Raw genomic sequence first — 19,925 nt, 5'->3', positions numbered from 1 at the left:
GCGGGGTGCCTTCCCTCGCCATCATCGTCGCCGGGCCCTCGGGCTCCGGGAAGTCCCGACTGGCCGAGCGGCTGGGACTGCCGGTGCTGCGCCTCGACGACTTCTACAAGGACGGCACCGATCTCTCGCTGCCGTTGATCACCGAAGGCGCGAATGCCGGGCTGGTCGACTGGGACCACCCCGACTCGTGGCTCCCCGAGGAGGCCCTGGCCACGCTGGAGAAGCTGTGTCGCGACGGGAGCGCGGACGTGCCCTGCTATGACATCTCCCGCAGCGCCCACTTCGGCCACAGGATGCTCGACCTGGCCGGCTCCCCGTTGTTCGTGGCCGAGGGGATCTTCGCCCAGGACATCGTCGCGCCGGCCCGGGAGCGGGGCCTGCTCGCCGAGGCCTACTGCATCACCCAGCACCCCCTGCTGACGTTCTGGCGCCGACTGGTCCGCGACCTGCGCGAGCACCGCAAGCCGCCGCTGGTCCTCATCCGGCGCGGTCTCGTGCTGGCCCGCGAGCAGCGCCGCGTGGTCGCCGACGCGGTCGGCAAGGGCTGCCGGACGATGTCCTCCGACCGCGCCCATGCCGAGATCACCCGGCGCCTCGCCCAGGCACGCGCATGATCTCGACGCTTGAGCGTCTCGTCTCCGGGAGCCTGCGGCAACCCGATCGGACCACCTGCGGCGCATCGGTCCTGGTCGCCGCCCGGATGCTCAATGACCCCAACTACGCAGCGCTGGTGGAGGACCCGGCCGCGTTCGAGCGGGAGTCACTGGCGATGCACCGACGTACGACGAGCAGTGTCGACGTCGCCGGTCGGCTGCAGGTCCCGTGGCCCCGGGCCCTGGGCACGCCACCCTGGTCGATCGCACACCAGATGAGCAGCTCCTCCGGCGTGCGCGGTACGACGTACCGCCCCCACCCGATCCTGCCCGGTCGTCGCGAGGGAGCCCTCGCCGCGATCCGTGCCGCGGCCGCCGACGGCCATCGGGTGCCCCTGTTCATCGGCAGCCGGTGGCTACCTCGCCACGTGGTGCTCGTGCTGGACAGCGAGCTGAACTGCTATGAACCCACCAGCGGGCAGGCCCGACAGGCCCGAACCGAGGGCTTCGTCTCCGGCGACCTGGACCTGGCCGGCTGGTCGCAGCCCTGGTTCAGCGTGCTCCCGGTCCCGGCTCGGCCAGTGCCGCATAGCCGGGCTTGATCACCTCGTTGATCAGCGCCAGTCGCTCGTCGAAGGGCAGGAAGGCCGACTTCATCGCGTTGATCGTGAACCACTGCAATTCGTCGAGGCCATAGCCGAACGCCTCGACCAGGGAGCTCATCTCCCGAGTCATCGAGGTGCCGCTCATCAACCGGTTGTCGGTGTTGACCGTGACCCGGAAGCGGAGCGCGGTGAGCAGGCCGATGGGGTGCTCCTCGATCGACGCCGCGGCACCGGTCTGCACGTTGGACCACGGGCACATCTCGAGCGGGATCCGCATGTCGCGGACGTAGGACGCGAGCCGGCCGAGCTTCGCGTTGCCGTCGTCGTCGATGGTGATGTCGTCGATGATCCGCACCCCATGACCGAGCCGCTCGGCACCGCACCACTGGATCGCCTGCCAGATCGAGGGCAGGCCGAACGCCTCGCCGGCGTGGATGGTGAAGTGGGCGTTCTCGCGCTGGAGATATTCGAAGGCGTCGAGGTGCCGGGTGGGCGGATAACCGTCCTCGGCGCCGGCGATGTCGAAGCCGGCAACCCCACGGTCACGCCAGTCGACGGCGAGCCGGGCGATCTCCATCGAACGGGCCTGGTGCCGCATCGCGGTGAGCAGCTGGCGCACGACGATCGGGGTCGTCGCCGCCTGCATCCCCTCTTCGAACCCTGCGCGCACGGCCTCGACCACCTCATCGAGCGTCAAGCCACCCTCGAGGTGCTGTTCGGGCGCATAGCGGATCTCGGCATAGATGACGCCGTCCGCGACCAGGTCCTCGACGCACTCGCGGGCAACCCGGCTGAGTGCCTCGGCGGTCTGCATGACTGCCACCGTGTGGTCGAAGGTCTCCAGGTAGCGCACCAGGGAGCCGGAGTCCGCGGCATCGGCGAACCATCTCCCGAGGTCGGCCGGGTCGTCGACGGGCAGGTCGTGGCGGATCTCGGCGGCCAGCTCGGCCACCGTCTCCGGTCTCACACCTCCGTCCAGGTGGTCGTGCAGGAGGACCTTCGGGACACGGCGTACGACATCTGGGCTCAGCAACACATGTTCATCATGCCAGTCGGTCGCTAGGGTCGAGGACATGCGAGTCTTCACAACATTTGATGAGTTGTCAGAGGCAGCCGGGACCGAGCTGGGCACCAGCGACTGGATCACTGTCGATCAGCGGCGGGTCAATTCCTTCGCGGAGGCCACCGGGGACCACCAGTGGATCCACGTGGACATGGAGCGGGCCAAGCAAGGACCGTTCGGTGGCACCATCGCCCACGGCTACCTGACGCTGTCGTTGATCCCGTGGCTCGGCAGCCAGGTCTTCAAGCTGGCCACCCCCGGTGCCAAGCTGAACTACGGGGTGAACAAGGTCCGCTTCCCGAACCCGTTGCTGGTGGGCAAGCGGATCCGGTTGCACGTCGCGATCGCCGACGTCGTCGACATCCCCAAGGGCAAGCAGCTGACCGTGCGGCACACGGTCGAGATCGAGGACGAGGAGAAGCCCGCCTGCGTGGCCGAGACCGTGGTCCTGCTGCTGCCCTGAGAATGTTGCCCTGAGAATGTTGCCCTGAGCCTCCTGCCCTGAGCCTCCTGCCCCGGGACTCACGACCCCGGCGGAGTCTCGCGAGCCTGCACTGATCCACGCGGGCCCGAACAGAATTTTGCGACAAGTGTGAGGTTTGCCGCGCGCTCGTCGGGGAGACAAGAGCCTGCACGCGGGCGTCGCCCGCAGAGCCGCACTCGCGGCGACACTCCTCTGTCTCGGAAGGTCTATTCGCCATGCGCAAAATCACTCTTGCCCTGCTCACCCTGATGGTGGCCGCGGTGCTCCCCTTCATCACTCAGTCCACGTCCCACGCAGCGTCGTACAAGACGGTCTGCGAGAAGGGCAGCGGAACCTCCTCGGGTCGTTGCTACAAGCAGCGCAGCGCGGTCGTGAAGAAGGTCAGGGTCGTCGACGCGGTGCCGCTGATCAACCGGAGCAGCAAGCGGGTCACGATGACCTGCAACTTCAGTTCGACGATCACCAAGGAGATCACCGCGGGCGGTTCCGCCTCGGTCACCACCTCTGCCGAGGCCTCGTTCATGAAGATCGCCAAGGCGTCAGTCTCGGCGACCTACACCCTTCACGCCAGCGTGCGGATGTCCTCGGCCCAGGCGAAGTCCGCCGGCGGCACGGTGACCCTGAAGCCGGGCGAGAAGGTTGTCTGCCAGCGGATCTACAGCCACGTGGTCTTCTCGGTGCAGCCCTACACCTACAGCGGCACCAAGATCCGCTGGCAGAAGACCCGGAGCGTCACGGTTCCCTCGACGCTGGGTGTGCGGATCGTCGACTGACGCTCCGGCGAAGACACAGCCTGTCACTTCGGCCCGCCGCGAGCGGGCGTCCTGCCTCAGCAGGATGCTCATTCGCGACGGGTCGATGTGCGTTCAGGCCAGGCGGTCGATCACCAAGGGGTCGGGCGAGTACGACGTCGCCTCGTCGCTGCCGGTGGGTGCGATGTCGAAGCCGCCCTCCAGGGAGGCGAGCGCCCGGTCGAAGCGCTCCGACTCGTCGGTGAGCAGGGTGAACAGCGGCTGGCCCTCGGTGACCTCGTCACCGGGGCGGGCATGCCAGACGATTCCGGCGCCGGCCTGCACCTCGGCTCCCTGCTTGGCCCGTCCGGCGCCCAGTCGCCACGAGGCCAGGCCCACGGCCATCGCGTCGAGGCGGGTCAGGACACCTGAGCCGGGAGCGTTCACGACGTGCTTCTCGCGTGCCTCGGGCATCGCCGCGTCCGGGTCGCCGTCCTGCGACCGGATCATCTTGCGCCACACGTCCATCGCGGAACCGTCGGTGAGACGGTCCGCCGGGTCGATGTCCGTGACACCGGCGCCGGCGAGCATCTCCCGGGCCAGGGCGACGGTCAGCTCCACGACGTCGGCGGGGCCGCCACCGGCCAGGACCTCGACCGACTCGGCGACCTCGATCGCGTTGCCGGCGGTGAAGCCGAGCGGGGTGGACATGTCGGTGAGCAGCGCGACGGTGTTCACGCCGGCGCCCTTGCCGAGCTCCACCATGGTGGAGGCCAGCTCACGCGCCTTCTCGAGGTCCTTCATGAAGGCACCCGTGCCGACCTTGACGTCGAGGACCAGCGAGCCGGTGCCCTCGGCGATCTTCTTGGACATGATCGAGGACGCGATCAGCGGGATCGCCTCCACGGTGCCGGTGACATCGCGCAGCGCGTAGAGCTTCTTGTCGGCCGGGGCCAGTCCGGAACCGGCCGCGCAGATCACTGCGCCGAGCTCCTCGAGCTGGTCGAGCATCTCCTCGTTGCTCAGCGCGGCCCGCCAGCCGGGGATCGCCTCGAGCTTGTCCAGGGTGCCGCCGGTGTGGCCCAGGCCGCGACCCGACAGCTGCGGGACGGCCACGCCGCACGCGGCGACCAATGGGGCCAGCGGCAGGGTGATCTTGTCACCGACACCGCCTGTCGAGTGCTTGTCGGCGGTCGGGCGGGACAGCGAGGAGAAGTCCATCCGCTCCCCCGAGGCGATCATCGCGTTGGTCCACCGGCCGATCTCGCGGCGGTTCATCCCGTTGAGGAGGATCGCCATCGCCAGCGACGACATCTGTTCGTCGGCCACCTCGCCGCTGGTGTAGTTGGCGATCACCCAGTCGATCTGGCTGTCGCTGAGCTCACCACCGTCACGCTTCGCGGTGATCACTTCGACTGCGTCGTGCTGGTTCACTGTTCCCTCATTCGTTGCTCGTGGGCGGTCGTGGCGACACGTGGTCCAGGTCGTCGGGTCCGAACGGGTCCGGGAGCACCTCATCCATGCGCCGGATGCCGGAGACGGTCAGCAGCAGCAGCTCGCGACCACCGTGCTCGAACAAGAGCTGGCGACAACGCCCGCACGGCATGATCACCTCGCCGGCACCGTTCACGCACACGAAGTGGGTCAGCCGCCCACCGCCGGTGGCGTGCAGGGTGCTGACCAGGCCGCACTCCGCGCACAGTGTCACGCCGTAAGCCGCATTCTCGACGTTGCAGCCGACCACGACCCGCCCGTCCTCGACCATCGCAGCCGCACCGACCCGATAGTTCGAGTACGGCGCGTAGGCGCTGTCGGCGATCCGGGTTGCGGCGTCGATCAGGGGCTGCCAGTCGAAGGCCACGGCTCAGCCCTTCACATAGGGTTCGCCGTCGGCCGCCGGGGGACGTACCCGGCCGATCACGCCAGCCACCGCGATCAGCGTGGCCAGGTAGGGAGCAGCCCCGAGAAGCTCGGTGGGGAACTTGGTCATCACCCCGAACTGGTCCTGGGTGGTGAGCATCAGGCCGAAGAACAGCGCGGCGCAGGTGGCCCCGACCGGGTGCCAGCGACCCATGATCACCGCGGCGAGGGCCATGAAGCCCGCGCCGTTGGAGGCGTTGTTCGTGAATGCTCCGGTCGAGCCGACGGTGAAGAAGACCCCACCCAGCCCGGCGAAGACACCACCCAGCAGCACTGCCGACCAGCGGACCCGGTTGACCCGGATCCCGACGGTGTCGGCTGCCTTCGGGTGCTCCCCGACTGCACGGACCCGCAGGCCCCAGGTGGTGTGGTAAAGCAGGAACCAGACCAGGATGACCGAGACATACATGATGTAGACCAGCACGGTCTGGTTGAACAGCGCCGAGCCGAGGATGGGGATGTCGGCCAGCGCGCCGAGCGGGACCTTCTCCATCGTGACCGGTGCGCTGAGCAGCTGGTTGAGGTCCTTGTTCTCGCCGCTCGACGGGATCTGGCCCAGCAGGAAGTCGGTCAGACCGAGTGCCAAGGCGATCAGCACGACGCCGAGCACGACCTGGTTGACCTGATATTTCAGCGCGAAGACGCCGAGCAGGGCAGCGAACGCGACCCCGGCCAGGATCCCGCCGAGCAGTCCGGCCGCCGAGGAGAACGCCATCGACGAGGCCACGGAGGCGAAGAACGCCCCGGCCAGCAGCTGTGCCTCGATCGCGATGTTGATCACGCCGGCCCGCTCGCAGAGCACCCCGGCCAGGGCACCGAGAACCAGCGGAGTCGCGTAGTTGACGGCCTGCGGGAGGGGGTTGGTGACCACGAACGAGGAGGCCAGGTCGCCGGGCTGATCGGCGAAGTACCAGAAGGTCAGCCCGACATAGAAGCCGAGACCCACCACGACACTGACCAGCGCCGTGGGCCAACCCTTGGGGATCACGTTGAGCAGCGAGCCCAGCATGGCCGCAGCGGCCAGCGCGAAGGTCACCCAGACCACCGCCCGTCCGTTGGCGTCGTGGTTCTGGCTGGGGTCGTAGACGTCGCTGAGCGAGTAGCGCACGGTGGGCTCGTCGATGCTCAGCGCGAACAGCAGCAGGATCACCGCGGCGATCGCGAAGAGCACCACGAGCTTGACCTGGCGTCGCAGGTCGGCCCGGTCCCGGACCCGCGGTGCATCGGGTGCGGTGCGGAGCTCGGTGGAATCGGCCGAGATGCTCATGCGCTCAGTCCCTTCGCTGCAAAGGTCGAATCCTGTTTCTCGTCACGCAACCGGACCAGGTGTCGCACCACGGCAGGCGCCGCGACGAACAGCACGATCAACGACTGCAGCACGAGCGCCAGCTCGGGCGGGGTGGATGCGGTGCTGGCCTGCATCGAGACGCCACCGACCTGCAGGGCGCCGAAGAGCAGGCCTGCCAGCACGGTGCCCAGAGGACTGCCCCGTCCGAGCAGCGCGACGGTGATCGCGTCGAAGCCGATGGTCCCGATCAAGGTGTCGCTGATCTGGGCCTGGTCACCGTTGATCTGCATGGTGGCAGCAAGGCCCGCGAAGGCACCGGCCAGCAGCATCGCGACCGTGTAGACCTTCGCGACGTTCATCCCGGCGGTCTGGGCGGCGTCGGGGTTCGCACCCACCGCCTTGAGCTCGAAGCCGAGGGTGCTGCGCTCGAGGATCCACCACACGAGCATCGCCGCCAACAGGGCGACCACGACTCCGGAGTGGACGCCCAGCAGGGAGGGATAGGTCGCGGAGTCGGCCACCGGCGGCGAGACCCGCTCGTCGGAGCCGGTCACCTGATAGATCTCGCGGGCCAACGCATAGGCCAACGCGAAGCCGGCGACGTGGTTGAGCATGATCGTGGTGATCACCTCGTGCGCGCCGGTCCGGGCCTTGAGCACACCTGCGATCCCGCCATAGATGCCGCCGGCCACCACGCCGGCCACGACCGAGACCAGCAGGTGCAGGCCGATCGGGAGCGAGGTCCAGGTGAAACCGACGTAGCCCGCGGCCAGCGCGCCGGCGATGATCTGTCCCTGCGCGCCGATGTTGAACAGGCCGGCCTTGAAGGCCAGGGCCACGCCCAGGCCTGCGCAGATCAGCGGGGCCGACTTGGCCAGCGTCGCCTGGATCGCGTCGAGCGACCCGATGGAGCCCTTGAGCAGCGAGGTGTAGGAGACCCAGATCGCGTCCCCTGCGCGGGTGAAGGTGTCCCACGGGTAGACCCCGAAGTAGCCGAGCGCGTCGAGGACGTCACTGTTGCTGATCGCGATCAGCACGGCGCCGATGAGCAACGCCAGGATGATGGCCAGCACCGTGGTGACGATGGTGTCCTTGACCGTCGCGGAGAAGATGCCGGTGCCGACGAGCCGGGGCTCGGGACCTGTCCTCTTCTCGGGCTGCCCCGCGGTGCCGGTGGCCCCGTCCTTGCTGGGCTGGTCGCCGGTCATGCCGACTCCTCCGTGGACTGGTGCGCTCCGGCCATCATCAGGCCGATCTCCTCTCGAGGGGTGTCCGGCCCGGCCTCGCCGACGATCCTGCCGTCGAACATCACCAGGATCCGGTCGGCGAGGGCATAGATTTCGTCGAGCTCGGTCGACACGATCACCACCGCGGTGCCGGTGTCCCGCTCCTCGATGATCCGTTTGTGGATGAACTCGATCGAACCCACGTCGACGCCGCGGGTGGGTTGCGAGGCGATCAGCACCTCCAGTGGCCGGGAGAACTCACGGGCCACCACGACCTTCTGCTGGTTGCCACCCGACAGCGAGCCGACCGGCGTCTCCATGGACTCGGTGCGGATGTCGAACTCCTCGATCCGGTGCCGGGCGTTGGCGGTGATCGCGTCGTGGCGCAGCGTGCCGGCGTGCGAGAACTCCGAGCTGCGGTAGAGGTCGAGGACGAGGTTCTCGCGGACGCTGAACTCGCCCACGAAGCCGTCGTGTCCGCGGTCCTCGGGCACGTAGCCGATGCCGGCCTCGAGGCTCTTGCGGGTGCCGTGGCGGGAGATGTCCTCGCCGTTGAGCAGGACCTTGCCGGCGTCGGGCTTGACCAGGCCGAGCAGCGACTTGATCAGCTCGGTCTGTCCGTTGCCCTGCACACCGGCGATCCCGACGACCTCGCCGGCGCGGGCCTCGAACGAGACGTCCTTGACCACCTGGTGGCCGCGCGGGTCGATCACGGTGACCTGGTCGGCCCGGAGCACCACGTCTCCCCCGGTGCGGTTCTCCTTCTCGACGCGGAGCGATACCGACCGGCCGACCATCATCTCGGCCAGCTCGGCCTCGCTGGCCGACGGGTCGGCGGTGCCGACCAGCTTGCCGCGGCGGATGACGCTGATCCGGTCGCCGATCGCCTTGACCTCGCGCAGCTTGTGGGTGATGAAGATGATGGAGGTGCCCTGCTCCTTGAGCCGGCGCATGATCGCCATCAGCTCGTCGATCTCCTGCGGCGTGAGCACGGCGGTCGGCTCATCGAGGATCAGCACCTTGGCCTCGTTCGCCAATGCCTTGAGGATCTCGACCCGCTGCTGCACGCCGACCGGGAGGTCCTCGACCAGGCGGTCCGGGTCGACGGCGAGGTTGAACGCGCTGGAGAGCTCACGCACCCTGGCGGACGCGCGGCGGCGGCTGAGCACCCCCGGCGCGGAGGTCTGCTCACGCCCGAGCATCACGTTCTCGGCCACGGTGAAGACCGGGACCAGCATGAAGTGCTGGTGGACCATCCCGATGCCGGCGGCGATGGCGTCCTTCGGGGTGGCGAAGGTGACCGGCTCACCGTCGATGACGATCTGCCCCGAGGTCGGGTCGAGCAACCCGTAGAGCATGTTCATCAAGGTCGACTTGCCGGCGCCGTTCTCCCCGAGCAGGCAGTGGATCTCACCGGGTTCGATGGTGAGGTCGATGCCGTCGTTGGCGGTGAACGAACCGAACCGCTTGGTCAGGTCCTTGATCTCCAGCTTCATGGATCTCCTCGAGCTGCGGAATGCCTGGCAACACCCTAGAACGCAAGGGCCGGGGCCGGGCGGATGCCCGACCCCGGCCCCCTGCGATCAGTTGACCTTGAGGTCCCCGGAGATGATCTGCTCCTGGAGAGCCTTCAGCTCGTCCTTGACCTTCTGGTCGATCTTGGAGTCGAACTCGTGGAACGGTGCCAGCGAGACGCCCTCGTTGGCCAGGGTGCCCTCGTAGACCTCGTTGGTGAACTTGTCCTCGGCGGAGTCGGTGATCGCCTGCTGCACGGCGACGTCCATGGCCTTGACGACCGAGCTCAGCAGCACGTCGCAGTACTCAGCGGCGGAGACACAACCGTCGGTGTCCACCCAGATGCCCATCACGCCGGCGTCCTTGACGGCCTTGAGCCCGCCGAGACCGGCCGGCCCTGCGACCGGCATGACCACGTCGGCACCCTGACGGATCAGGGTCTTGGCCACGGACTGACCCTTGGACTGGGTCTCGAAGTCGTTGGTGAACGAGCCCTTCTGCTTCGCCTCGTCCCAGCCGATGACCTGGACGTTCGCGTCGTTGTCCTCGTTGTACTTCGCGACGCCCTTGGCGAAGCCGTTCATGAAGATCGTGACGGTCGGGATGTTCATCCCACCAAAGGTGCCGACCTTGCCGGTCTTCGACTGCGAGGCGCCGAGGTAGCCGGCGAGGAACGCAGCCTCGTCGGTCTTGAAGGAGAGACCCTTGACGTTGGCCGGCGCGGTGTTCTTACCGGACTCGTCGATGTAGGTGGAGTCGACGATCGCGTAGTCGACGTCGGGGTTGGCCTTGGCCGACTTGAGGGTCGCGGCTGCGAGCTTGAAGCCGACGGTGGTGATCTGGTTGCAGTCGGCGTTGACCAGCTCCTTGAGGTTGCCGTCATATTCGGCGTCGGAGTTCGACTCGACCTCGGCGGTCTTCAGGCCGTGCTTCTCCTTGGCGTTGACCAGACCGGCGTAGGAGGTCTGGTTGAAGGACTTGTCGTCGAAGCCGCCCGAGTCGGAGACCATGCACGCCTTGAAGTCCGGGTACTGGGTGCCCTTCTCGACCTCGTCGTCGGCCTTGTCCGAGGGTCGCGATCCGCAACTTGCCAGCGTCAGCACGACTGCGCTCGTCACGGCCGCAATGCGTAGGGTCTTCTTCACGACGTCCTCCAGATGTTCTACGTTCGGCGCTCGGGTCCGGGCGCAATCGACGTCACCCTAAGCCCGTGGGGGTGCATTCGAGGACGACCCATCCGAACTGTTACCAGCCGGTGACCTGATCGCTGCTCGACGTCAACCCAAAGCGCCCACGGCGACCTCGGCGAGAAGCGCCGCGGCGATCGCGGTGGCACGCTCGTCGATGCGCAGGTTCCCCTGGTGGAGGTCGTACGTCGGTCCCCCGGGTGTGCGGGTCCCGAGCCGGGCCATCGCGCCGGGAACGTGCTCGAGGTACCACCCGAAGTCCTCGCCGCCGAGGCTCTGCAGCGTCGGCACGACTCCCTCGGGGCCGAGCACCCGCTCGACGGCCCGGGCCAGCACGGTGGTCGCGACGTGGTCGTTGACCACGGGAGGCACCCCGCGTTGATAGGTGATCTCGGCAGTGACGCCGTAGGGCGCGACGATCTGCTCGACCGACTCGCGGACCAGGTCCTCGGCCACGGCCCAGGCACCTGCGTCGAGCATCCGCACGGTTCCGGCCACGTGCCCGGTTGCGGGGATCACGTTGTGGGTGGCGCCGGCGCGGATCATTCCCCACACCACGCTGACCCCGGCGCGGGGATCGAGGCGCCGCGACAGGATCGCGGGCAGCTCGGTGACCAGCTTGCCGAGCGCGAAGGTGAGGTCCTCGGTCAGGTGCGGGCGGGAGGTGTGGCCGCCCTTGCCGATCAGGTGTACGTCGAGGGAGTCGGCCGCGCCGGTCAGTGCGCCTTCGCGCACACCGATCTCACCGACGTCGAGGGTGGGGTCGCAGTGCAGGCAGTAGACCTGGCTCACGCCGTTGAGCGCACCCTGGGCGACCAGCTCAAGGGCGCCTCCGGGCATCACCTCCTCGGCCGGCTGGAAGAGCAGGCGGACCCGGCCGGGGAGCAGCCCTTGGGCGTGCAGCTCAGAGAGCGCCAGCCCGGCGCCGAGCAGGGCCGCGGTGTGCACGTCATGGCCGCAGGCGTGCGCGACTCCGGGGACCGTGGAGCGCCACGGGTCCTCGGTGCGGTCCTCGACCGGGAGCGCATCCAGGTCGCCGCGCAGGGCGATGCACGGTCCGGCGTCCCCCACCTCAGCCAGCAGGCCCGAACGCGGGAGGCGGCGTACCCGAAGCCCTGCCTGCTCGAGGCGGCTCGCGATCATCTCGGTGGTGCGCGCCTCGGTCCAGGAGAGCTCCGGGTGGGCGTGCAGGTCCCGCCGGACCTCGATCAGCTCGGCGGAGCACTTCTCGATGACGTTCGCGATCAGTTCACTGGCTTCCGACATGATCGGTCCAGCCTAGTGGTCGGCGCGGGCGAGCCCGCGAGTGTCCCGCCCCCAGCGGGTCTCAGGACTGGTCGTAGGCCGCAAGGATCCGGTCGGCCGCCTCCGGGGCGGCCATCTCACCGGCGAGGACCGAGCTGCGGACCTCCTCACGCACCGCGGCCACGCCGGGTGAGCGCTTGAGCCGCTCAGCCAGCTCGTCACGGACCAGCGCCCAGGTGAACTCGAGCTGCTGGTCGGCACGCTTGCGGGCGATGCCGTCGGGGCCGAGGCTGTCGCGGTGGCTGATGATCCGGTCCCACACGTCCTCGACGCCGACACCGGTCAGGCCGGAGCAGGTGACGACCGGCGAGGCCCACTCGCCGCGCCCCTGGACCAGGCGCAGGGCTCCGGCCAGCTCGCGGGCAGCGACGCGCGCCTCGGGTTCCCCCGACGTGTGGCCGCCCTGGTCGTCGGCCTTGTTGACCGCGACCACATCGACGATCTCCAGGATGCCCTTCTTGATCCCCTGCAACTGGTCACCCGTGCGCGCCAGGGTCAGGAAGAGGAAGGAGTCGACCATGCCGGCCACGGTGACCTCGGACTGTCCCACGCCCACGGTCTCGACGAGCACGATGTCATAGCCCGCGGCCTCCAGGACCAGCATCGCCTGGGTGGTGGCCCGGGCGACACCGCCCAGGGTGCCTGCCGAGGGTGAGGGCCGGATGTAGGCACCGGGGCTGGCCGAGAGCCGCGACATCCGGGTCTTGTCGCCGAGGACGGATCCGCCGGTGCGGACCGAGGACGGGTCGACGGCGAGCACACCGACCTGGTGGCCCGCATCGACCAGCTGCATCCCCAGCGACTCGATGAAGGTGGACTTCCCGACCCCGGGCACCCCGGAGATCCCGACCCGGACCGCTCCCCCGGCATGCGGGGTGAGCCGGGTCAGCAGCTCGCGGGCGGCCTGGCGGTGGTCGGGCCGCGAGGACTCGACCAGGGTGATCGATCGGGACACCGCGGCGCGCTGGCCGGCCAGGACGCCCTCGACGAGGGCGTCCACGTCGACCTGTCGCCGGGCACTGCCCCGGTCCGGACTGACCGGGTTCTTGGCCGGGCTCTCGGCCGGACTCGTGGCTTGCCCTGCTCGACCAGCCTCGGAGGTCACGACGACAGCTTCTCCAGCAGGTCGATGGCGGACTCCGCGATCACCGTCCCGGGCAGGAACACCGCCGCGGCCCCCATCTGCTTGAGGGTCTCGACGTCATCGGGCGGGATGACCCCGCCGATCACGATCATGATGTCCGGGCGGCCGAGGTCGGCCAGGGCCTGCTTCAACGCGGGAAGCAGGGTGAGGTGGCCGGCCGCGAGCGAGGAGACGCCGACGATGTGCACGTCCGCGTCGACCGCCTGCTGGGCCACCTCCTCGGGGGTGGAGAACAGCGGGCCGACGTCGACGTCGAAGCCGAGGTCGGCAAAGGCGGTGACCACGACCTTCTGGCCACGGTCGTGACCGTCCTGGCCCATCTTGGCGACCAGGATGCGGGGACGGCGCCCTTCCTCCTCCTCGAACTTCTCGGTCGCGGCGAGGACTGCGTCGATGGAGTCGTTGCCCCCCTCGGAGGCTTCGGTGCGGTACACACCGCTGATCGTACGGATCACGGCCTGGTGGCGGCCGTAGACCTTCTCCAGCGCCTCGGAGATCTCACCGACGGTGGCCTTGGCGCGTGCCGCGTCGACGGCCAGCGCGAGCAGGTTGCCGTCCAGTGAGCCCTTGGTGGCGCCGCGCTCGGCGGAGTTGGTGAGGGCCTCGAGGCTACGGTGTACGTCGTCGTCGTTGCGCTCGGCGCGGAGCCGCTCCAGCTTGGCGATCTGCTGGCGGTAGACGTCGTCGTTGTCGACCTTGAGCACGTCGAGCTTGTCCTCGGCGGCCAACCGGTAGGTGTTCACGCCGATCACCCGCTGGGCGCCGGAGTCGATCCGGGCCTGGGTGCGGGCGGCGGCCTCCTCGATGCGCATCTTGGGGATGCCCTGCTCGATCGCGGCGGCCATGCCGCCGGCGGCCTCGGCCTCCTGGATGTGCGCCCAGGCCCGCTCGGCGAGGTCGTGGGTGAGCTTCTCGACGTAGTAGGAACCGGCCCACGGGTCGATGATCTCGGTGGTGCGCGACTCCTGCTGCAGCAGCAGCTGGGTGTTGCGCGCGATCCGGGCCGAGAAGTCGGTCGGCAGCGCGATCGCCTCGTCGAGGGCGTTCGTGTGCAGCGACTGGGTGTGGCCCTGGGTCGCGGCCATCGCCTCGATCGCGGTCCGCTGCACGTTGTTGTAGACGTCCTGGGCGGTCAGCGACCAGCCGGAGGTCTGCGAGTGCGTGCGCAGCGAGAGCGACTTGGGGTTCTGCGGCTCGAACTGGCCCACCAACCGCGCCCACAGGGCACGGGCGGCGCGCATCTTGGCGACCTCCATGAAGAAGTTCATCCCGATCGCCCAGAAGAAGCTCAGGCGCGGGGCGAACTGGTCGATCGTCATCCCGGTGTCCAGGCCGGCCCGGATGTATTCCACGCCGTCGGCCAACGTGTAGGCGAGCTCGAGGTCGTTGGTCGCCCCGGCCTCCTGGATGTGGTAGCCGGAGATCGAGATCGAGTTGAACCGCGGCATCTTCGCCGACGTGTAGCTGAAGATGTCGGAGATGATCCGCATCGACGGCGCCGGCGGATAGATGTAGGTGTTGCGGACCATGAACTCCTTGAGGATGTCGTTCTGGATCGTCCCCGCGAGCTGTTCCGGCTTCACCCCCTGCTCCTCGGCGGCAGCGATGTAGAGCGCGAGCACCGGCAGCACGGCGCCGTTCATCGTCATCGAGACCGACATCTCGTCGAGCGGGATGCCGTCGAAGAGGGTGCGGGTGTCATAGATCGAGTCGATCGCGACACCGGCCATCCCGACGTCGCCGCGCACGCGCGGGTGGTCGGAGTCGTAGCCGCGGTGGGTGGCCAGGTCGAAGGCGACCGAGAGGCCCTTCTGGCCGGCGGCCAGGTTGCGGCGGTAGAAGGCGTTGGACTCCTCGGCGGTGGAGAACCCGGCATATTGACGGATCGTCCACGGCTGGGTGGTGTACATCGTCGGGTAGGGGCCGCGCAGGAACGGGCTCAGGCCCGGCCAGGTGCCCAGGGCGTCGAGGCCCTCGAGGTGCTCGGGCCCGTAGACCGGCAGCACCCCGATGCCCTCGGGGCTCTGCCACGGCTCACCGGTCCCAGCGAGCCCGGCAGCCTCGGCGGGCGCAGTCGAGTCCGGGGAGAGCGGAAGACCAGCGAAGGATTCAGGAATGCTCATGCCAGCTTCTCCCGGGTGGTGTTGAGGAAGGTGAGGGCGTCGACACCGACCGCGGCCGAGTCGTCGACCAGGTCGGCCGGGACCGTCTTGTCGCCCGGCTTGCCGGCCAGGACGACGTGCTCCGCGCCGGCCGCGCGCAGCTTCGCGATCGCGTCGGCGCCCCACTCGGCGTAGGTCTTGTCGGCACCGGCCAGGCAGACCACCGACTGGCCGGCATAGGCCGCGACGAGCTCGTCGGCGTCCTTGGTCGCACCGGCGACCTCGACCGCGACGCCACCTGCGGCGAACAGGTTGGCCGCAAAAGTGGCCCGTGCGGTGTGCGAGGCGATCGGTCCCAGCGTGGCCAGGAAGACCGGAGCCGAGGCGGGCTGGTCACGCAGGGCCTCGAAGGCGGCGCCGTAGCGGCGTACGTCCGTGTTCGGGTGCGGCGCACGCTCGGGCAGCACCTCGGCCAGGTTCGGGAACTCGCTGACGCCGGTGAGGGGGCGCGTGCGGTGCGCGATCTGGTCGTCGCGCTCGGCGACCACCGCATCGATGCGGGACCTCAACGAGCCGTCCTCCAGGGCGACGACGATGCCGCCGACGGCCTCGATGCGATCGAACTCGGCCCAGGCCGCCTTGGCCAGGTCGTCGGTGAGCCGCTCCACGGCATAGGAGCCGCCCGCCGGGTCGACGACCTTGGCGACGTGGGACTCGGAGATCAGCAGCGAGCTGGTGTTGCGCGCGATCCGTCGCGAGAAGGCGTCCGGGACGCCGAGCGCGGAGTCGAAGGGCAGCACCGTGACTGCCTCGGCTCCCCCGACGCCCGCGGCGAACGAGGCGACCGTGGTGCGCAGCATGTTCACGTAGGGGTCGTACTTGCTCATCATCGGTCGCGACGTGACCGCGTGCTGTCGCTGGCCACCGGCCTCGGCCGAGGCACCGGAGAGCTCGGCGACCCGCGACCAGAGGCGGCGAGCGGCGCGGAACTTGGCGATGGTCGGGAACTGCTCGTCGGTCGCGGCATAGCGGAACTCGAGCAGGCCCAGGGCCTCGTCGACGGAGAGGCCGCTGGCCACGAGCCGACGCAGGTAGGCCGCTCCGACGGCCAGGCTGTAGCCGAGCTCCTGGGCATCGGAGGCGCCGAGGTCATGCACCGCGGTGCCGTCGACGACGACAGCCAGGGCGCCGAGCTCGCGGGCGATGGGGGCGACCACGTCGAGCGTCTCGAGCGAGATGGCACCCTCGCCGCGCACCTGCGCGCCGATCGGGTCGGCACCGAGGTTGGTGCCCTCGGCGGGAGTGACTCCGCGGTCGGCGAAGAGTGCGGCCAGGGCCTCGGCTGCGGCGACCGGGTCGCCGGGAGCGTCCAGCACGACCGGCGCGAGGTCGAGGAGTACGCCGTCCAGGGCGGCCGGCAGGTCGCTCGCGGCAACCGTGGCCCCGAGCTCGAGCCACAGCGAGGTGGACCCGTTCTCGAGGTCGGCCAGGACGGCCTCGTTCAGCTCCTTGACCGGCAGACCGTAGAGCGCCGGGCGGATGTCCCAGCCGAGCTCCGGCTTCTCCGCGAGACGGCCGCGGGTGAACGGCGCGGCACCCGGGACGCCGGTCGCGGGCAGCCCGGAGGCCGTGTCCGGCGAACCGATCGGCAGCACGTCGATCCCGTCGAGCGTGGTCCGGGTCAGCTTCTCCCACACCGCCGAGTCGGGTGCGTCGTCGCTGAGCTGACGGGTCTTGCGCAGCACGGCCGCGGTGGCCTTTTCCCAATCCGCGGCGGAGTGCTGGTCCTCGGGACCGGCCAGGCTCAAGGAGTCCTGGGCGGTGTCCGGATCAGGGCCAGAAGTCATGGCTCGCACAATAGGGAAAGCCGCGATCTCGGGCCACTCGATGTGAGATCTCCCATCTGGTGGACACTCGACGACCACAGTTCGTGCACGTGTCACCCGTGCGTCACCCGGCCGCCGCAGCCTTGGGGCATGGATCAACTCCACAGCAGTCCCCGCCGGATCGCGATCGTCACCGAGTCCTTCTATCCGGCCGTCGACGGCACCACGCGCACCAACAAGCAGGTGGTGGACCGGCTGATCACGCTGGGCCACGACGTACGCATCATCGCGCCCGGTCCCGGACTCGCGACCTATCGCAATGCGCCCGTCTCGCGGATCCGTCCCCTCGACAAGCCCGGCCGCCAGGTTCACGCCGCGCTCGCCGATTTCGCTCCCGACCTGGTCCACGTGGCCTCCCCCGGGATCCTCGGCCGCAAGGCCCTCAAGCACGCCCAGCGCCTCGGGGCCGAGACGCTGGTGGTGCAGCAGTCCCCCGTCCAGCCGCTGACCGCGGAGCACTGGCTGCGCAAGGTGCACGCCCGCGCGGACACGGTCGTGGTCACCTGCGACTGGATGCAGCAGCGACTCGACACCCTCGGCGTCGAGGCTCCCGTGTGGCGCCCCGGCGTGGACGTGGCCGCCTGGAACCCCAACCTGCGCGACGACTTCCTGCACGCCTCGTGGTCGCGCTGGAACAAGGAGCGCACACCGCGCGTCGTCGTCGGATTCGTCGGAAGCCTGCACAAGCGCCACGGCGTACGTCGTCTGGTCGAGGTCGCCTCGGTGCCCGGCGTGCGGCTCGTGGTCATCGGCGACGGCCCACAGCGCGGTTGGCTCGAGGAGCGCCTGGGAGACGCCAAGTTCCTCGGCGAGGTCGAGCCGGGTGACCTGGCCACGGCGATGGCCACCCTCGACGTGCTGGTCCACCCCGGTGAGCAGCAGACCTGCGCCCACGCCCTGCGCGAGGCATCGGCCAGCGGCGTACCCGTCGTGGCACCGCGCACCGGCGGCGCCGTCGATGCCGTGCGCAACCTGGAGACGGGACTCCTCCACGACCCTGCTCCGGGAGGCCTGCGCAGTGCGATCGCCAGCATCGTCGCCGACCGGCAGCGCCGGCTCCTCGGCGAGCGGGGCCGTGAGCTGGCCGTGGGACGGAGCTGGGTCGAGGCCTGCGACGAGCTCTTCGCGGACCACTACCGGCTGGCCCACCCGGTGGCCGTCTGAGTCCTTCGTCGCCGCCCGGCGACCCCACAGGTGTCGAGGCGGTCGCGCGTGGGCAGGGTGGCGTCCATGAAGGTTCGTGATCCGCAGGGCAACACCTGGCGCGTGACCCGTCGATGGGTGCCGTGGCGCCGCAGGTTCGGCTCCGACGCATTCGACTGGGCGCCCGACTCGATGTTCGACGACTTCCTCTGGTTCATCCTGGCCATCCCCTTCCTGATCCTCGCGGTCCTCTTCGGCCTCGAGCTGCTGCTCCTGCTGGCCGTGCTGCCGTTCGCGATCCTGGGCCGGATCGCGTTCGGACGGCACTGGACCGTCGAGGCGCGCAAGGGCTTCACGCCCTGGTTCGAGATCGCCGCAGGTGGGTGGGGCGACAGCCGCGACCGGATCGCCCAGCTCGCCGAAGCCATCCAGCGCGGCGAGCTTCCACCACGCACGCTTGGCGACTGAGGCAGGATTCGCGCCATGGGCGGCGCACACTCTCACTCTCACTCCCACGACCTCCCCGACGTCGAGGTCGGGCTCGTGTCGCGGTTCTTCCTGCTGACCGCGCTCGCCCTGGTCGCACTGGCCACGATCATCGGACTGTTCGTGCTGTGGCCCGGGGACGGCGAGAAGCCGACGCCCCCGCAGTACGCCGCTGACGGCACCACCTTCCCGGTCGGCAAGGTGGTCTCGGTGAGCGAGCCGTGCCCGGTGATCGTGGCCGACCCGAACGCCCCGCCGGGCTCGGGCGAGGACTTCCCGGAGCACTGCAACGAGCTGACCGCACAGGTCGGCAAGGACCGCGTCGTCATCCAGGTCCCGCCGTACGTCGCGAAGTCGGGGCTGCAGAAGGGCGACGAGGTGAAGCTGGCCCGGATCGCCGGCGTCGACGGGGCCGAGCCGTCGTGGGGCTGGGTCGGCACCCAGCGCAACGCGCCACTGGGGCTGCTCCTGGTCGCCTTCGTCCTGGTCACCCTGGTGGTGGCACGACTGCGCGGCCTGATGGCGCTGGTCGGCCTGGTCTTCGCGGGCTTCGTGGTGGCGAAGTTCATGCTGCCCGGACTGCTCGAGGGCGGCTCGGGGATCGGGATCGCGCTGGTCGGGTCGAGCGTGATCATGTTCGTGGTGCTCTACCTGACCCATGGCCTCTCGGTGCGGACCAGCACGGCGCTGGCCGGGACCCTGTTCGGGATCGCGATCATCACGGCGATCGGGATGTGGGGGGTCCATGCGGCCCGGCTCAGCGGGGTCAGCGACGACACCAACGAATACCTGATGCTCTATGCGCCGGACCTGAACTACCAGGGGCTGCTCACCTCGGCGGTGATCATCGCCGGGCTCGGCGTGCTGAACGACGTCACGATCACCCAGTCCTCCGCGGTGTGGGAGCTGCGGGCCGCGGCCCCGGAGATGACGCGGCTGCAGCTGTTCATCAGCGGCATGCGGATCGGGCGGGACCACATCGCCTCGACGATCTACACGATCGTGTTCGCCTATGCCGGCACGGCGCTGGCGGTGCTGATGCTCCTCTCGCTCTATGAGCGGCCGCTGCTCGACACCCTGCCGGACGAGAACATCGCCGCCGAGATCATGCGCACCCTGGCCTCCGCGATCGGTCTGGTGCTCGCGGTTCCGGCCACGACGGCGATCGCGGCACTGACCGTGAACGGGCCCCGAAAAGTTGTGACCGGCCAGTAACCGGGCGAATGTCACATCGTCTAAGGCTGACC

The 19,925-nt window shown here is 69.2% G+C and carries 18 protein-coding genes; 7 read left to right on the top strand and 11 right to left on the bottom strand.

Annotation, left to right across the window (positions count from 1 at the left end):
- The first annotated feature begins 5 nt into the window (after nucleotides 1–5).
- Both BJ980_RS15910 and BJ980_RS15905 read left to right on the top strand, forming a co-directional pair.
- Nucleotides 6–614 carry an ATP-binding protein gene (locus BJ980_RS15910; protein WP_179503192.1) on the top strand — a complete coding sequence of 203 codons (609 nt, stop codon included), beginning with the start codon at nucleotides 6–8 and terminating at the stop codon, nucleotides 612–614.
- On the top strand, nucleotides 611–1,195 hold the full coding sequence (locus BJ980_RS15905) for a hypothetical protein (protein WP_179503191.1): 585 nt from the start codon (nucleotides 611–613) through the stop codon (nucleotides 1,193–1,195). The genes BJ980_RS15910 and BJ980_RS15905 overlap by 4 nt, the downstream gene beginning before the upstream one ends.
- Here BJ980_RS15905 and BJ980_RS15900 read toward each other — a convergent pair.
- Entirely contained in the window at nucleotides 1,146–2,231 is a 1,086-nt protein-coding gene (locus BJ980_RS15900) for an adenosine deaminase (RefSeq protein WP_246280427.1), read from the bottom strand. The two genes, BJ980_RS15905 and BJ980_RS15900, sit on opposite strands and share 50 nt — an antisense overlap.
- A gap of 40 nt (nucleotides 2,232–2,271) precedes the next feature.
- Here BJ980_RS15900 and BJ980_RS15895 point away from each other — a divergent pair, with 40 nt between their 5' ends.
- The gene (locus BJ980_RS15895; protein WP_179503189.1) at nucleotides 2,272–2,724 is read left to right on the top strand and encodes a MaoC family dehydratase; all 453 of its coding nucleotides are present in this window, start codon (nucleotides 2,272–2,274) and stop codon (nucleotides 2,722–2,724) included.
- Nucleotides 2,725–2,960: 236 nt separating this feature from the next.
- On the top strand, nucleotides 2,961–3,518 hold the full coding sequence (locus BJ980_RS15890) for a hypothetical protein (protein WP_179503188.1): 558 nt from the start codon (nucleotides 2,961–2,963) through the stop codon (nucleotides 3,516–3,518).
- 93 nt (nucleotides 3,519–3,611) lie between these two features.
- On the opposite strand, the gene BJ980_RS15885 is transcribed toward BJ980_RS15890, so the two are convergent.
- From BJ980_RS15885 to BJ980_RS15840, 10 genes are all read right to left on the bottom strand, one after another.
- The gene (locus BJ980_RS15885) at nucleotides 3,612–4,910 is read right to left on the bottom strand and encodes a thymidine phosphorylase (RefSeq protein ID WP_343047837.1); all 1,299 of its coding nucleotides are present in this window, start codon (nucleotides 4,908–4,910) and stop codon (nucleotides 3,612–3,614) included.
- Nucleotides 4,911–4,917: 7 nt separating this feature from the next.
- Nucleotides 4,918–5,337 (bottom strand): cytidine deaminase, encoded by a 420-nt coding sequence (locus tag BJ980_RS15880; protein WP_179503186.1) that lies wholly within the window; start codon nucleotides 5,335–5,337, stop codon nucleotides 4,918–4,920.
- A 3-nt stretch (nucleotides 5,338–5,340) separates the two neighbouring features.
- Nucleotides 5,341–6,663, bottom strand: a complete 1,323-nt coding sequence (locus BJ980_RS15875; protein WP_179503185.1) for an ABC transporter permease — start codon at nucleotides 6,661–6,663, stop codon at nucleotides 5,341–5,343.
- Nucleotides 6,660–7,892, bottom strand: a complete 1,233-nt coding sequence (locus BJ980_RS15870) for an ABC transporter permease (RefSeq protein WP_179503184.1) — start codon at nucleotides 7,890–7,892, stop codon at nucleotides 6,660–6,662. Before BJ980_RS15870 ends, BJ980_RS15875 begins: the two co-directional genes overlap by 4 nt.
- Complete coding sequence (locus BJ980_RS15865; RefSeq protein WP_179503183.1) at nucleotides 7,889–9,406, bottom strand: ABC transporter ATP-binding protein; 1,518 nt, start codon at nucleotides 9,404–9,406, stop codon at nucleotides 7,889–7,891. The genes BJ980_RS15870 and BJ980_RS15865 overlap by 4 nt, the downstream gene beginning before the upstream one ends.
- A gap of 87 nt (nucleotides 9,407–9,493) precedes the next feature.
- Nucleotides 9,494–10,570, bottom strand: coding sequence for a BMP family ABC transporter substrate-binding protein (locus tag BJ980_RS15860; protein ID WP_179503182.1), 1,077 nt, complete (start codon nucleotides 10,568–10,570; stop codon nucleotides 9,494–9,496).
- 132 nt (nucleotides 10,571–10,702) lie between these two features.
- Nucleotides 10,703–11,878 carry an amidohydrolase gene (locus tag BJ980_RS15855; RefSeq protein WP_179503181.1) on the bottom strand — a complete coding sequence of 392 codons (1,176 nt, stop codon included), beginning with the start codon at nucleotides 11,876–11,878 and terminating at the stop codon, nucleotides 10,703–10,705.
- A 61-nt stretch (nucleotides 11,879–11,939) separates the two neighbouring features.
- Nucleotides 11,940–13,022 (bottom strand): methylmalonyl Co-A mutase-associated GTPase MeaB, encoded by a 1,083-nt coding sequence (meaB, locus tag BJ980_RS15850; RefSeq protein WP_179503180.1) that lies wholly within the window; start codon nucleotides 13,020–13,022, stop codon nucleotides 11,940–11,942.
- The gene (gene scpA / locus BJ980_RS15845) at nucleotides 13,019–15,184 is read right to left on the bottom strand and encodes a methylmalonyl-CoA mutase (RefSeq protein WP_179503179.1); all 2,166 of its coding nucleotides are present in this window, start codon (nucleotides 15,182–15,184) and stop codon (nucleotides 13,019–13,021) included. The genes meaB and scpA overlap by 4 nt, the downstream gene beginning before the upstream one ends.
- Nucleotides 15,181–17,010, bottom strand: coding sequence for a methylmalonyl-CoA mutase subunit beta (locus BJ980_RS15840; protein ID WP_179503178.1), 1,830 nt, complete (start codon nucleotides 17,008–17,010; stop codon nucleotides 15,181–15,183). The genes scpA and BJ980_RS15840 overlap by 4 nt, the downstream gene beginning before the upstream one ends.
- A 129-nt stretch (nucleotides 17,011–17,139) precedes the next feature.
- Between BJ980_RS15840 and BJ980_RS15835 the strand changes: the two genes are divergently transcribed.
- The 3 genes from BJ980_RS15835 to BJ980_RS15825 all read left to right on the top strand — a co-directional run bounded on the left by BJ980_RS15835 (nucleotide 17,140) and on the right by BJ980_RS15825 (nucleotide 19,893).
- Nucleotides 17,140–18,213, top strand: coding sequence for a glycosyltransferase (locus BJ980_RS15835; protein WP_179503177.1), 1,074 nt, complete (start codon nucleotides 17,140–17,142; stop codon nucleotides 18,211–18,213).
- Between the two features lie 66 nt (nucleotides 18,214–18,279).
- Complete coding sequence (locus BJ980_RS15830; protein ID WP_179503176.1) at nucleotides 18,280–18,660, top strand: hypothetical protein; 381 nt, start codon at nucleotides 18,280–18,282, stop codon at nucleotides 18,658–18,660.
- Nucleotides 18,661–18,675: 15 nt separating this feature from the next.
- Complete coding sequence (locus BJ980_RS15825; RefSeq protein ID WP_179503175.1) at nucleotides 18,676–19,893, top strand: YibE/F family protein; 1,218 nt, start codon at nucleotides 18,676–18,678, stop codon at nucleotides 19,891–19,893.
- Nucleotides 19,894–19,925 lie beyond the last annotated feature (32 nt).

It is taken from the genome of Nocardioides daedukensis (genome assembly GCF_013408415.1).
GTDB classification, from domain to species: Bacteria; Actinomycetota; Actinomycetes; order Propionibacteriales; family Nocardioidaceae; genus Nocardioides; species Nocardioides daedukensis.
Note: the sequence above shows the minus strand (reverse complement) of the source record. Positions and strands in the feature narration are given on the sequence as shown.